Origin of the sequence: Streptomyces sp. NBC_01429, assembly GCF_036231945.1 — a bacterium.
Lineage (GTDB): Bacteria > Actinomycetota > Actinomycetes > Streptomycetales > Streptomycetaceae > Streptomyces.
The window spans coordinates 6,475,988-6,489,453 of record NZ_CP109599.1 but is presented as its reverse complement, the minus strand read 5'-3'; the positions used below and the strand labels follow the sequence as shown (position 1 = coordinate 6,489,453).

The window sequence follows — 13,466 nt, the reverse complement described above, 5'->3', positions numbered from 1 at the left end:
CGGTCACATGTCAGCCAGCGGCGGCGGGAGTGTCAGGGTGAACACGGTGTGTCCGGGGACGCTCTCCACCTGGATCGTGCCGTGGTGGGCGGCCACCACCGCGTGGACGATGGCGAGCCCCAGCCCGGTGCTGCCGCCCGTGCGGGAGCGGCTGTGGTCGGCCCGTACGAACCGGCCGAAGACCTCGGGCCGGAGCTCCTCGGGGATGCCGGGGCCGTTGTCCGCCACAGTCAGCCGGACGGCGTCCGGGCCGGCGGTCAGCCGGACGGAGACCTCGGTGCCGGCGGGGGTGTGGGAGCGGGCGTTGGCGAGGAGGTTGCCGATGGCCTGCTGAAGGCGGTGTTCGTCTCCCTCGACGAGCACCGCGTCCTGCGGCAGGTCGAGCAGCCACCGGTGGTCAGGGCCCGCGGCCCGTGCGTCGTCCGTGGCGTCGAGCACCAGCCGGGTGAGATCCACCGGGCCGTGGTCGAGGGCGCGGCCCGCGTCGATGCGGGCGAGCAGGAGCAGGTCGTCCACGAGTCGGCTCATGCGTTCCGATTCGGCCTGGATACGGTCCAGCGCCCGCCGGACCCCGGGCGGTACGGGCCCTTCGTGGCGCAGGGCGAGTTCCGCGTGACCGCGGATGTTGGCCACCGGGGTGCGCAGTTCGTGGCTGGCGTCGGCGGCGAAGTGCCGCAGCCGTTCCTCGCTGGCCTGGCGCCGCTCCAGGGCATCGCCGACGTGGCCGATCATGCGGTTCACGGCGGTGCCGACCCGGCCGACCTCGGTGCGCGGGTCGGTGACCGCGACAGGGGCGGGCATGGCGACATCCCCGCCGGCGAGCGGCCGTTCGGCGACACTCATGGCGGTGGCGGTAACTCTGCGCAGAGGGCGCAGCGAGAACCGTACCCACAGCGCCGCGGCCGTACCGGTGACGGCGAGCGCGATACCGAAGACCGCCGCCTCGACCCCTTCGAGACGGTGCACCGTCTCCTCGACGGGACGCAGCGGCAGGCCGGTGACCAGGACGTCCTTGTCGTCGCCGGCGACGGCCGAGAGCCGGTACGCGCCCAGGGCGGACAGCCGCAGCGTGTGCCCTCTCCCGTCGACGGGCAGCGCGGCCAGGGCCCGGCGGTCGCCGGAGGTGAGCGGCACCGGGCTGTCCGCCTCGTCCTTGACGACGGCCGCCTGGGTGGCGCTGCCGCCCAGCAGCCGCGCTCCGAACGTGCCTTCCGACTGCCCGCGGGTGTCGGGCCGGTTGTCGGCGTCCGGCCTGCTCTCGTGCTCCAGGCTGGCAGCGAACCGTCCGCCCGACGCGGCGAGCTGCTGGTCGAGCCGGCGGACGAGAAACCCTTCGAGCGCGACGACCGTGGTGACGCCCACCGCCAGACACGCCAGCGCGAGCAGCGCGACGAGCCCGGTGGTCAGCTGGCCGCGCAGGGTACGCGGGAGGAGGCGTCTCACCGGGGTCCCGGCTTGAGCACGTATCCCACACCGCGCACGGTGTGGATCATCGGCGGGCGTCCCGCGTCGATCTTCTTGCGCAGATAGCTGATGTAGAGCTCGACGACATGCGCCTGGCCGCCGAAGTCGTACGACCAGACCCGGTCGAGGATCCGCGACTTGGACAGCACACGGCGGGGATTGCGCATCAGGAACCGGAGCAGTTCGAACTCGGTACGGGACAGATCGACGAGATCCCCGCCACGGGTCACTTCCCTGGCCTCCTCGTCCATCACCAGATCACCCACCACCAGCAGATCCCCTGCCGGCTCGCGCGCCACGCCCGCGCGGCGCAGCAGGCCGCGCAGCCGGGCCAGCACCTCCTCCAGGCTGAACGGCTTGGTCACATAGTCGTCGCCGCCCGCCGTGATGCCCGCGATACGGTCCTCGACGGAGTCCCGGGCGGTCAGGAACAGCACGCACACGTTCTCCAGTTCCGCGCGCAGCGCGCGCAGCAGGCGCAGGCCGTCCGTGTCCGGCAGCATCCAGTCCAGGACGACCGCGTGCGGACGGAAGGCACGGGCCTCGGCGAGGGCGGAGGCGCCGTCGCCCGCGGTGCGGACCTGCCAGCCCTCGGCCGTCAGGACACCGGAGAGGACCTCGGTGAGGTCGGGCTCGTCGTCCACGACCAGGATCCGTACGGGCTTGCCGTCCCCGCCGAGCAGACGGCGCGGTGTGTGGTGGTTGTCCATGATGTGTCCAGCATCCCCTGCGGGTAGGCAGGTCCGGCTCTGGGCTCGCTCTGAGTTTCCTCTCAATCCGCGCCGGGGCGGCCGGCTTCAGAGAGTCCTCAGAGGTCGCGTTGCGACGCTGGCGGTCCACCACCGCCGAAGAGAGGCCCCCATGAGTACCGGAACCCACGCGCGCCACGGTACGGACCGCGCCCCGCGTCGGGGACCACGACTGTCCGGCCGGCCGCGTTCGCTCGTACCGCCGCTGGTGCTGTGCGTGATCTGGGGCGGAGCGGCCGGGGTGCTCGGTCTGTGGTGGAGCGACACGGCATCGGTGGTGGGCGCGGCCGGCTGGCTGACGGACGCGGGGCGGATCACCGGGCTGCTGGCGGGGTACGCGTGCGCCGTGCTGGTGGCGCTGATGGCGCGTGTCCCGCTCCTCGACCACAGCATCGGCAGCGACTGGCTGGCGCGCTGGCACGCGATGGGCGGCCGGTACACGATCTCGCTGGTCGTCGCCCATGTCGTACTGATCATCTGGGGCTACTCCCTCACCACGCACACCGGTGTGGTGGACCAGACGACCACGCTCGTCCTGCACTACCCCGACATGCTCAAGGCCACCGCCGCCACCCTGCTGCTGATAGGCACCGCGTTCGTGTCGGCGCGGGCCGCCCGCCGCAGACTGCGCTACGAGACCTGGCACCACCTCCACCTCGCCACGTACCTAGCGGTGTTCCTCGCCTTCTCCCACCAACTGAGCAACGGCGCCGACCTCGTGGGCAACCGCGCCGCCCAACTCGCCTGGTACGCCCTCTACCTGGGGGCGGCGGCCCTGATCCTCTGGTACCGCTTCCTGACGCCCGTACGGCGCAACCTGCGCCACCGGCTGCGCGTCACCCAGGTCGTCCCCGAGGCGCCGGGCGTCGTCTCCGTCCATCTGACCGGCGAGCGTCTCGGTGAACTGGGCGCGCTGCCGGGCCAGTTTTTCCGCTGGCGCTTCCTCGCCCCCGGGCTCTGGGCTAGTGCCAACCCGTACTCCCTGTCCGCACCGATGCGGGACCGTCGGCTGCGCATCACCGTGAAGGACTCGGGCGACCACAGCGGCGCGCTGGCCCGGCTCAGGCCCGGTACCCGGGTCTGGGCGGAGGGACCGTACGGCGCGTTCACCGAGGTGCGGCGCCGTTCCCCGAAAGTGCTGCTGCTGGCGGGCGGCGTCGGGATCACTCCGCTGCGGGCGCTCTTCGAGACGCTGCCGGGCGAGGTGACACTCGTCTACCTGGCCCGGCGGCCCGAGGACCTGGCGCTGCGCGGGGAGCTGGACGCGATAGCCGCCGCGCGCGGCGCCACCGTCCACTGCTTCGTCAGCGAACCCGCGGCCCACTCGCTGCCGCTGACCGCCCGCGCGCTGAACGCGCTGGTGCCGGACCTCGCCGCGCACGAGGTGTATCTCTGCGGCCCTCCCGGGATGACGGACGCCGCCAAGCGGGCCCTGCACCGGGCCGGGCTACGGCGCCGCCACATCCACCACGAGTCGTTCGAGTTCTGAGGAGAACCCCGTGCGCCGAGCCGTCCTCGCCGCCGCGTCGACCGCCACCCTGGTCGTCCTGCTGCTCACCCTCAAACCCCACCAGAGCGACCGGCCGGCCCTGGCGGTACCCGCACCGAGCGGCACGGCGACGGCATCCCCCGCGCCGGGCGCCTCCCCGCGGGCCGGCGCGTCCACGGCCGGGGGCACCGGGGGTACGTACACCGGCGACCCGGTGAACACCCAGTACGGCACGGTCCAGGTGTCCGCCACGGTACGAGCCGGGAAACTGACCGCCGTCAAGATCCTCCAAGCCCCGTCCGGCGACGGCCACAGCCGGCGGATCGCCGACTACGCGGTACCGCGCCTGAACCAGGAGGCGCTGGCAGCCCACAGCGCGCACATCGACTCCGTCTCCGGCGCCAGCTACACCAGCCAGGGCTACATCGACTCACTCCAGAGCGCACTGGACAAGGCCGGTGCCTGACCAGGGACGCGGCCTGCGCCACGTGGAGCACGTGATGGGCACGGTCTTCTCCTTCGACATCCGTGACCCGCGCACCCCCGCGATCCAGCGGGCGCTGCGCGAGGCGGTGCGCCGGCTCCACCACGTCGACGCGACCTACTCCACCTACCGCCCCGACAGTGCCGTCAGCCGGCTCGCACGCGGCGAACTGACACCCGACCGCTGCTCGCCGGAGGTGCGTGAGGTACTCGCCCTGTGCGACGACGCCGTACGCGTCACCGACGGCTGGTTCAGCCCGCTGGCGGGCGGCACACTCGATCCGTCCGGGCTGGTCAAGGGCTGGGCCGTGGAACACGCCTCACGGATCCTGTACGAGGCCGGCGCCCGCAACACCTGTGTCAACGGCGGCGGCGATCTCCAGCTGAGCGGCGAGCCGTCCCCCGGCGCCCCCTGGCGCATCGGCATCGCCGACCCCCTGCGTCCCGGCGCCCTGAGCACCGTGGTGACCGGACGCGACTTCGCCGTCGCCACCTCTGGTACGGCCGAACGCGGCGCCCACATCCTCGACCCCCACCACGGCACCACGGCGGCGGGCCCCGCCTCCCTCACCCTGACCGGCCCCCGGCTCACCATGACCGACGCCTACGCGACCGCCGCCTATGCCATGGGCGCCCGGGCACAGGACTGGCTGGAGAACCTCGACGGTTACGAGGGCTTCGCCCTCACCGCCGACGGCGGCACCTGGCGCACCAGCGGCTTCCCCGGCACCGCGCCCCCGGCAGCGGATCAGAGCTGAGCCCCCGCACCGGGCGCCCGCATCGAGGCGGCACGCGGCCCGACCAGATCACACTGGACGTCCACGACCCCCTCGACCGCTCTGGCCAGCCGGGCGGCGACCGGGACGAGCGCTGTGTCCCGGACGGTGCCGCTCAGTGTGACCACACCGTCGGTGACAGAGACGTCCACGCTCCCCCGGGACACCCGGAAGAGTTGCTCGACCACGTCCTTGCGTACTTCCTGCGCGAGATCCTCGTCCGACCGGAGAAACACCTTGAGGAGATCCGCACGGCTGACGATGCCCCGGAGCATTCCCTCTCCGTCGACGACGGGCAAGCGCTTCAGCGTCCGCTGTGCCATCGTCCGAGCGGCCTGTGCGAGGGTGGCGTCCTCCCGGACCGTGACGGCGGGGACGCTCATCAGTTCCTCGGCGGTCAAGGCTCCGGCCTTGCGCATGTCTTCGAGGCGTCGCATCTGCTCCATGCGGCTGGGGTCGGCGTCCCGGAACTCCTCCTTGGGAAGCAGATCGGCTTCCGACACCACCCCGACCACTCTGCCGTCGCCCGCCAGGACCGGTACGGCGCTCACCTTCCACTGCCTCAGGGTCTCGACGATTTCCTTGAAGCCCGCCCGCGGTCCGACAGCGACCACCGGGTTTGTCATGACGTCGCTCACCAGGCACGGCGTGTGCGGCATGTCTCCTCCTCGCCCCGGATACCGGGGGTTACGCCCCACCACGTTTCCTCACTGCAAGCGTGAACGGGCCGGAACTCTCATGGCCAGGGGCCGGACGGCCCTCACAGAGCCGTCCGGCCCAGCCGGCGGGCCGTATGGTCTCCCAACGGCCCGCCCGGTCCGTGGGAGGTCCGGAACAGGGGAGCTGAGGCTCGGGTCGGGGCCTGTCCGGCTCCGTCCGGCGTGGTCAGCCGCGCGGGACCACGGCGACCGGGCAGGGAGCGTGGTGCAGGACCGCGTGAGTGACCCGCCCCAGCGGTGCGCCGATACGGTGCGCGGGCCTGCGGGCACCCATCACCAGCAGGTCCGCGCCTGCCGCCTCCTCCACCAAGGCCCCGGCGACCGACGTGGCCCGGACCGTTCGCACGGTGACCGTGAGTTCGGGGAAGTCGTTCCGGACCGGTTCGACCATGTGCGACGTGGCCTCGCTCTCCGCCTCGGCCAGGCCGCTGACGTCGTCGACCATCGTCGCCATGGACCCCACGTTCTGGAGGAACAGCCAGACACCGACCACCCGGAGGGCCGCACGACGCGACCGCGCGGTCCGCGCGGCGTACATCAGGGCTTCCCGGTCACCGTCGTCCCGGACCGCGACCGTCACGAACCCGCCCGCGGCTTCCCCGACGCGGCGCACCACAACCACCGGGCCCCTGGCCCGCGCGGCGGTACGGAGTCCGACCGAGCCGATGAGCAGGGCGGCGAACCCGCCCAGCCCCCGGGAGCCGACCACGACGGTTCCGTCGGCCCCCGCCTCCTCCAGCAGGCTGTCCGCCGGCTCGTCCCGGCTCAGCACCGTGGAGACTGCGAGGTCCGGGTGCTCGCGCTGCACCTGCGCGGCCGCGGTGTCGAGGGTCTGCCGAGCCTCGCGGAGGACGGTATGGGTGTCGTCGAAGGCCAGATACCGGGCCTGTTCGACTCCGATCGCGTGGACGACGGTCAGGGACCGGTTCCGTGCCGTCGCCTCGTCGGCAGCCCAGAGCACCGCCCTGGTGGCGTGGTCCGAACCGTCGGTGCCGACCACCACCGGTCCGAGATCCCCCCTACCGAGCGCACCGCCGTCCTTCGCGCTGCCGTCCATGACTGCCTCCTGATCCGACACCTGGAGAGGAACATGAGGATCGCTCCCCGTCCCGCCGCTCCACAGGGATGAGCGGCGTGTGCTGACGACTCGCTCCGATCGCGATGGGTGAGTGGCGCGGCACGAGTGAAGGCCGCTCGCCCAGTCAGGCCGCTCGGCCGCGCCATCGGACGCTCTCCATGCTGCATGCCTGCCTCTCGCCCCGCGAATCGGGCGGGAAATCGGGCCGGACCATGTCGCGGAACAAGCGCCTATCCACCCACGTCGTTCCCTGAGTGCGCGCGCCATTCCTGGTACGCGGCGACGGCGGTCGGCAGTGTCGGGAAGATCAGACCGGTGCCGATGGCCGCGGTCAGGCCGTAGGCGTCCAACTGGTCGCGCAGCCCCTGTTTGACCCGGGCCATGGCGAATACGATTCCCCGCTCGGTCGTTTCACGACGGAGTTCCTCCATGGAGTCCAGTGCGGTGATGTCCACCTCCACATTGGCCTCGGCGTTGAGGACGAGCCAGAACACGGGTTCGGACTGATTGTCCAGGGCTGCCAGGGCGCGGTGCTTGAAGTTCTCGGCGTTGGCGAAGAAAAGGGGCGAGTCGTAGCGGTAGACCACCAGTCCGGGGACGGTACGGGCCTTCGGATAGTCATCGACGTCGTGCATGCCGGCCACCCCGGGCACGACCCCCTCGACGGCATCGTGGGGGGCGGGCGATCCGGCTCAGGAGTTCCGCCACGGACAGGGCCACGGCGATGAGTACCCCGTAGAGAATGCCGAGAGCGAGTACGCCGAGCAGACAGCCCGTCGCCAGAAGGAACTCCCGGCGCCGGAAAGCTGCCAGCCTGCGGAACCCCGCCAGATCGATCAGCCGCACCGCGGCATAGACGACGAGTGCCCCCAGCACGGGAACCGGGATGCGACTCAGGGCGGGGCCCAGGAACAGCAGTGTGCCGAAGACGGCCGCACCGGCTACGAGCGAGTACACCTGGGTGCGTGCTCCCGCCGACACGGCGAGAGCCGTTCGGCTGGCACTGCTGCTCACCGGGAAGCCGTGGAGGAGACTCGCGCCCACGTTCGCGGCGCCCAGGGAGAACAACTCCCGATTCGGGTCGAGCCTCCCGTGCTCGCCACGTCCGGCGAAGGCGCGCCCGGTCAGGATGACATCGCTGTACCCGACGAGCAGGACACTCAGCGCGGGCACCAGCAGGCGGGGCAGCTCACCCAAATCGGGCAGCGCTGGGACGGGCAGCCCGGACGGGACGGTTCCGACCACCGCGATCCCGTGGTCCTCCCAGCCGAAAAGCGCGACGACGACGCTGCCCAGCACCACGGCGAGCAACGGCCGGGGAACCGCCGGCCACCAGCGGGGGCGCGACAAAGAGAAGGACGAGGAGAGCGGCGCTGAAGGCCAGGGTCACCGCCTCGGCACGGGAGAGGTGGCGCAGAAAGGAGAGCAGTGGGGGGAAGAAGCCCGAGCCTGTCGTCGGAACGCCGGTGAGTTTGGGCAGCTGGTCCACGATCATGAGCAGGGCGATCCCGGTCAGATAACCGACCAGGACCGGCCGTGACAGCAGGTCGGCGATGAACCCGAGCCTGGCGGCCCATGCCACCAGACACACCAGCGCGACCGCGGCTGCGAGCCCGGTGGCCAACGCCCCGTATCGTCCGGGATCCCCCGCCGCGAGCGGCCCGACCACGGCCGCGGTCATGAGCGCGGTGGTCGACTCCGGACACCGCGGTCATGAGCGCGGTGGTCGACTCCGGACCGACCGACAGGAGCCGGGACGAACCGAACAGCGCGTAGAGCACGAGCGCCGGCAGAACCGCCCACAGCCCCGTGACCGGCGGCAGCCCCGCGACACTCGCGTACGCCATGACCTGAGGCACGAGGTACGCCGCGACCGTGACCCCGGCCAGCAGGTCTCCCCGCAGCCATGAGCGCCGATAGCCGGTCAGCAGCGCGGCACCCGGTACCGGAGCCGATGCCACCTCCCGCCGTCACCGAAATGCCGGGGCACGAGTCTCCCTCCACCACTCGGTCTTCAGCATCCCGCCGGGGGCGGGCGGGCGCGAGGGCACCACTGCCGGCGGCCCACGGACACTCGGCGACCGCTCGCCCCGGCAGATGACGGCCGCACCCTCCCCGGATCTCCCGACAGCTCGCCCATTCGTGTCAGAACATTCATGCTGGAGGAGACGAGCCCGCCACCTCAGGGGTCCGGCCCGCCCTCGCCCGCAAGACAAGCGCCCCATCCACAAAAAGCGACCCCGTCCCGGTCGGCACAGGACGCACCGGGAGAGCGGCCGCAGGGACAACGCACACGAGGAAGCCGCAGCACATGGCCGAACCATCCGAAACTCCGGCCGGCACGGGCAGACCCCTTCCGGCGCTCATGACGTTTCTCGGCGGTGTGGGCACGGTCACCGGAAGCAAGTTCCTGGTGGAGGGCGAACACTCGCGCATTCTGGTCGACTGCGGGCTCTTCCAGGGGCTCGCCGATCTACGGCGCCGTAACTGGCGTCCGCTGCCCTGCGATGCCCGGGACATTCACGCGGTGATCGTGACCCATGCCCATCTGGACCACTGCGGCTACCTCCCCCGGCTCGTCCGGAACGGATTCCGGGGGCCCATCCTGACCAGCGCCTACACCGCCCGGCTGGCAGAGATCGTGCTCCGCGACAGCGCGCGGCTCCAGACCGAGGCGGCTCAGCACGCCAATGAGCACGGCTGGTCCAAGCACCGCCCCGCCCAGCCGCTGTACGACGACCGCGATGTCGACCGGACCGTGACGTTCTTCGACCCGGTGAGCATGAACACCGAGGTCGAGATCATGTCGAGGACACGGCTGGCCCTGCACCCGGCCGGTCATATCCTCGGCTCGGCGTGGGCCCGTCTCACCCTGGACGACGGACACACCCTCGCCTTCAGCGGAGACCTCGGCCGTCCCGGCCACCCCTTGCTGAAGCCCGCTGAGCCCTTCTCCGGCGCGGATGTCCTTCTCATGGAATCCACCTACGGCAACCGCCGCCACGACGACGAGACCGGCCGGACATGCTTCGCCGATATCGTCGGCCGGACGATCCGGCGCGGCGGCATCGTGGTCGTACCGGCGTTCGCCCTGGACCGTACCGAAGTCGTCCTCCACGAACTCTCCGTCCTGCGGCGAAAGAACATTCTGCCCGCCGCGGTGCCTGTCTTCGTCGACAGCCCCATGGCCCTGGCCGCGCTGGAGGTGTACCGGGAAGCCGTCCGGGCACGGGCGCCCGAACTGCGCGACGGCATCTCGGCCGACGGCACGGACGACCTGAGCCCCGAGCCCTTCCTGGCCGCTCGCTCCGTCCGGGAGTCCATCGCCATCAACGAGGCGACAGGACCGGCCGTGATCGTGTCCTCGGCCGGCATGGCAACCGGCGGACGCGTCGTCCACCACCTGCGGCGTCTGCTGCCCGACCCGCGCAATGCCGTCGCCATCGTGGGCTTCGCCGCCGAGGGCACCCGCGCACGCGATCTGGTTGACGGAGCACGCACGGTGAAAATGTTCGGCGAGTACGTGCCCGTGCGCGCCGAAGTCGCCGACGTACCCCACTTTTCCGCGCACGCCGACGCCGCACAGATCATCGAATGGCTTCGCAGCGCACCCCCACCGCACACGACCTACCTGGTCCACGGCGAGCCCGATGCCTCAGCGGCGCTGCGCGAACGCATCGACCACGAACTGGGCTGGGCCACCGTCGTGCCACGCTCGGGAGAAGCCGTCCTGATCCGGTGAGCCGAGGCCGGCACGGTACGCGCAGCGGCGGCCGACCGCGCCCCGCCCGACGACGCCGACCGATATTCCGGGAGCGCGCGGGTTGACTGCGATCGGCTCGCTCCTGCCTGAACAGACGCTCTTTCTCGAAGAGTTGGAGCTGGCGGAACCATGTCCCGTACGGATGGGGAGCCGAACCGGACGCCGGGAGCGACCGCTCCGCCCGTACTAGCGCGTCGCCACCGCATCGCCTGCTGCCTGAAGGCGCCGGAGACTTGGATACTCAGCCGATCTCGGGGAAGGATACGTCGGGCATCCCTGCCTGCGGAGCGCGCGTGCAGCAGACGTGACCAGACCAAAGGGAAACGATCTTGAGCTGGGAGGGAATCACTCCCAGCAGGATCGCTCATAGCGGCAGGTCAACGAATTGTGTCGGTTGGCCACCAGCTGAACCCCCTGTTCATCGGGGGTTTTCTGCATTTCTGGGCTGTGACAAGGCCACCCGCATGGCCAACAGCCCGGTCATCGGTTGTGCCGTACCGCCTTGTCGGCCTTCCTGAATTCGGCCGCGACGTCCAAGAGCGACTGCCGGTCGCACGGTTCGTAGCTCAGCATGGCGTCGATCACCGTCCCGAAGGGGGCCGGCAGATCGAAAGGGCGCCGCTTGTTGTCCACCACGGCCCGACGCTGCACCGGCCGTTCCGCGTCGTCGGGACAGACCATGGCCCTCATGGCTGTGGCGGAGATCAGCAACGACCCACCGAGCGCGTACACGTCAGCGCTGGGGGATGGGGCGGCGGTCCACGCCGGGACCGGTCCACTCACTCGTGCCGAAATCCCTGAGCGGTGCCGTACGGCCTCCCGTCGTCACTGTCGCACTGGGATACGCCGCCGTTCGCGACGGCCAGGAACTTGCCCTGGACGACGTACCCCGCGTCCCGGATGGCCGCCTTGGCCTCCGTGAGGGACCAGGCCGGCCGGCCTCCCTTTTCGGGGTGCGGGTTGTGGTGCGGGAAGCGGCCCGCGATGCCTCGAAGAGTTCGCGCGACTCCCGCGTCGGGAAGGACTTCGACGTCAACACCGGTCCCTGGGAGATGCGGCTCATGGACCCGTCCACCAACAAGGCCACGGTGGAGCGGTACAGTCGGCCTCCTGAGCAGGGGGGTTGTCTCCCGCTTCTTCCCCAGGACATCCCAGCCCCTCCAGGATTCGCCGTGAACGCCCTGATCCCCCGCCCGCCCATGGAGATCGCGCCCGGCGCCGTGCACGTGCCCGGCTGGCTGGGCCTCGACCAGCAGCGCGAGCTTGTCGTCGCGTGCCGGGGGTGGGCCACCGGGCCGGTGCCGATCCGGTACACGAAGCTGCCGCGCGGGGGTGTCATGTCGGTGCGGACCGTGTGTGTGGGCTGGCACTGCGGGAAGTGGAGTACGGAACGCAGAAGCCCCGGCCGCCCCCTGGGGTTGGGGTGACCGGGGCTCCCTAGCGGGTGAGGTATGCCGACCTTCACCCGCCCCTTCCCCGCACGGGGCCTGTGATGAGCAGCGTGCGGGGGCTCAGCGCTCCGTCCGTGCCGACCGGGGGATTGGAAGCACGGACGGAGCTGTCAGGCGGTCTTCAGCGCAGCCGTTCCCGTTCGGCCCGGGACTCGCGAACCCCCTCGCGCCAGCGGCGGAGGAGTTCCGTCCCGTCTGCACAGGGCTTGTCGAGCTTGCACGGCTCGCACTCTTCGACGTGAGCGATCCGGAGACGGTATATGGCCTGCACGCGGGCATTGATGGCCTTGATCGTGGTCGTCACGACCGCCTCCTCTTCGCATGCGGGTGCCGGCCGATCTCGATAGCCAGATCCAGGGCATGCGACAGGTCGTAGGCGGGGCTCGTGACGTCTGTCGCCTGCCTCCACTGCTTGGCGAGTGCCTCGCAGACGTCGCATCCACGGGCGGGCTCGGGCGCCTTATGGACGGCGGGCTCCATGAGTTGTACCGGGGGCGTCATATGCCGCTGTCGGTATTCAGTAAGGTGGTTCACGTCGATCGCTCCTTCGAAGCGTCGTCCACGTCCCGGGTCGTTCACGCGATGCCGGGACACTTGCGTCACGGGTACCTACGTAGACCGTCGTCCACTCGAAGGGACGTCAGAACTGACATGCCGGGGACTTCTAGTGCTCCAGGGGATACCGTCCTAAGTGGCCCAAACGTCCCTGGGGGAAGCCTTGAATACGACGCTGCGAGACGCTATCTCCGACGCCAACATGACCCGCTCCAAGCTCGCCCGTACAGTCGGAGTGACCAGTAAGACGGTGGAACGATGGCTCTCCGACCCAACGCGCGTCCCGCATCCGGAAACGCGTCAGGAGGTAGCGGAGGCGTTGGGAGTGAGTGCGGAAGTGCTGTGGCCGAAGGCTATCCGTAGCGCCATCAAGACGGGTCCGGAGAGGGAAATCGTCGCCGCCTACCCCTATCGGAACGCGTGCCCTACGTCCGTATGGGGACGCCTCATCGACGGTGCCTCCACATCCATCATCTTCGCTGGCTATACGAACTACTTCGTATGGCAGGAGCATCCACGACTTGCCGCACGTCTCAAGGCTAAGGCTGCGTCGGGATGCTCCGTGCGGTTCCTTGTGGGTGATCCGGACTCACAAGTGACCCGACGTCGAGAAGAGATCGAAGGCGTGCCCCTGACGGTCGGAACCCGTATCCGCATCACCTTGGATGCCCTGTCCAAGATGGGTGACGCGCCAGGCATTGAAGCTCGATTCTCGGACGATCACATTGCGCTCTCCGTCTTCACCTTTGACGACGAAATGCTAGTAACACCCCATCTGTCCAGCTTGCTTGGTCATGAGTCGCCCATGCTGCACTTGCGCCGACTGGGAGACGACGGCCTGTACGACCGCTTCGCAAGCCACGTGCTCGCACTCTGGGAAGACGGGCGCACGGTCGTCGGTTAGATCGGCCACCCGAGCGCCCGCGCGCGACGTCGCCA

At 70.4% G+C, this 13,466-nt stretch carries 11 protein-coding genes and 2 pseudogenes; 6 read left to right on the top strand and 7 right to left on the bottom strand.

Going from position 1 to position 13,466, the window contains the following annotated elements:
* Positions 1-3: 3 nt before the first annotated feature.
* Both OG627_RS28605 and OG627_RS28600 read right to left on the bottom strand, forming a co-directional pair.
* Positions 4-1,443: a sensor histidine kinase gene (locus tag OG627_RS28605; RefSeq protein WP_329069912.1), complete on the bottom strand. Its 1,440-nt coding sequence runs from the start codon at positions 1,441-1,443 to the stop codon at positions 4-6.
* Positions 1,440-2,174, bottom strand: coding sequence for a response regulator transcription factor (locus OG627_RS28600; RefSeq protein WP_329069910.1), 735 nt, complete (start codon positions 2,172-2,174; stop codon positions 1,440-1,442). The genes OG627_RS28605 and OG627_RS28600 overlap by 4 nt, the downstream gene beginning before the upstream one ends.
* 151 nt (positions 2,175-2,325) lie before the next feature.
* On the opposite strand from OG627_RS28600, the gene OG627_RS28595 reads away from it, so the two are divergent.
* Genes OG627_RS28595 through OG627_RS28585 form a run of 3 tightly spaced genes read left to right on the top strand, consistent with a single transcriptional unit; the run spans position 2,326 to position 4,943 of the window.
* The gene (locus OG627_RS28595; protein WP_329069908.1) at positions 2,326-3,702 is read left to right on the top strand and encodes a ferredoxin reductase family protein; all 1,377 of its coding nucleotides are present in this window, start codon (positions 2,326-2,328) and stop codon (positions 3,700-3,702) included.
* A 10-nt stretch (positions 3,703-3,712) separates the two neighbouring features.
* Positions 3,713-4,168 carry an FMN-binding protein gene (locus OG627_RS28590; RefSeq protein WP_329069906.1) on the top strand — a complete coding sequence of 152 codons (456 nt, stop codon included), beginning with the start codon at positions 3,713-3,715 and terminating at the stop codon, positions 4,166-4,168.
* Entirely contained in the window at positions 4,161-4,943 is a 783-nt protein-coding gene (locus OG627_RS28585) for an FAD:protein FMN transferase (protein WP_443073554.1), read from the top strand. The genes OG627_RS28590 and OG627_RS28585 overlap by 8 nt, the downstream gene beginning before the upstream one ends.
* Here OG627_RS28585 and OG627_RS28580 read toward each other — a convergent pair.
* From OG627_RS28580 to OG627_RS28570, 3 genes and pseudogenes are all read right to left on the bottom strand, one after another.
* The gene (locus tag OG627_RS28580) at positions 4,934-5,620 is read right to left on the bottom strand and encodes a CBS domain-containing protein (protein WP_329069904.1); all 687 of its coding nucleotides are present in this window, start codon (positions 5,618-5,620) and stop codon (positions 4,934-4,936) included. The two genes, OG627_RS28585 and OG627_RS28580, sit on opposite strands and share 10 nt — an antisense overlap.
* 226 nt (positions 5,621-5,846) lie before the next feature.
* Positions 5,847-6,737 (bottom strand): universal stress protein, encoded by an 891-nt coding sequence (locus OG627_RS28575; protein WP_329069903.1) that lies wholly within the window; start codon positions 6,735-6,737, stop codon positions 5,847-5,849.
* Between the two features lie 251 nt (positions 6,738-6,988).
* Positions 6,989-8,748 (bottom strand): annotated as a pseudogene (locus OG627_RS28570) (SulP family inorganic anion transporter).
* Positions 8,749-9,069: 321 nt separating this feature from the next.
* Between OG627_RS28570 and OG627_RS28565 the strand changes: the two are divergent.
* Positions 9,070-10,500 carry an MBL fold metallo-hydrolase gene (locus OG627_RS28565; RefSeq protein WP_329069901.1) on the top strand — a complete coding sequence of 477 codons (1,431 nt, stop codon included), beginning with the start codon at positions 9,070-9,072 and terminating at the stop codon, positions 10,498-10,500.
* A 501-nt stretch (positions 10,501-11,001) separates the two neighbouring features.
* Here the strand turns inward: OG627_RS28565 and OG627_RS28560 are convergent.
* The gene (locus OG627_RS28560; protein WP_329069899.1) at positions 11,002-11,304 is read right to left on the bottom strand and encodes a hypothetical protein; all 303 of its coding nucleotides are present in this window, start codon (positions 11,302-11,304) and stop codon (positions 11,002-11,004) included.
* A gap of 389 nt (positions 11,305-11,693) precedes the next feature.
* Here OG627_RS28560 and OG627_RS28555 point away from each other — a divergent pair.
* Positions 11,694-11,891: pseudogene (locus OG627_RS28555) on the top strand (alpha-ketoglutarate-dependent dioxygenase AlkB); the annotation flags it as partial.
* 202 nt (positions 11,892-12,093) lie between these two features.
* Here OG627_RS28555 and OG627_RS28550 read toward each other — a convergent pair.
* Positions 12,094-12,276, bottom strand: a complete 183-nt coding sequence (locus OG627_RS28550; protein WP_329069897.1) for a hypothetical protein — start codon at positions 12,274-12,276, stop codon at positions 12,094-12,096.
* Positions 12,277-12,663: 387 nt separating this feature from the next.
* Between OG627_RS28550 and OG627_RS28545 the strand changes: the two genes are divergently transcribed.
* Positions 12,664-13,431: a helix-turn-helix domain-containing protein gene (locus OG627_RS28545; RefSeq protein ID WP_329069895.1), complete on the top strand. Its 768-nt coding sequence runs from the start codon at positions 12,664-12,666 to the stop codon at positions 13,429-13,431.
* Positions 13,432-13,466 lie beyond the last annotated feature (35 nt).

Bases quoted from the DNA above. Each gene is read 5' to 3' on its own strand.
- OG627_RS28580 (WP_329069904.1), bottom strand. From the start codon at position 5,620: ATGCCGCACACGCCGTGCCTGGTGAGCGACGTCATGACAAACCCGGTG.
- OG627_RS28565 (WP_329069901.1), top strand. From the start codon at position 9,070: ATGGCCGAACCATCCGAAACTCCGGCCGGCACGGGCAGACCCCTTCCG.
- OG627_RS28600 (WP_329069910.1), bottom strand. From the start codon at position 2,174: ATGGACAACCACCACACACCGCGCCGTCTGCTCGGCGGGGACGGCAAG.
- OG627_RS28595 (WP_329069908.1), top strand. From the start codon at position 2,326: ATGAGTACCGGAACCCACGCGCGCCACGGTACGGACCGCGCCCCGCGT.
- OG627_RS28575 (WP_329069903.1), bottom strand. From the start codon at position 6,737: ATGGACGGCAGCGCGAAGGACGGCGGTGCGCTCGGTAGGGGGGATCTC.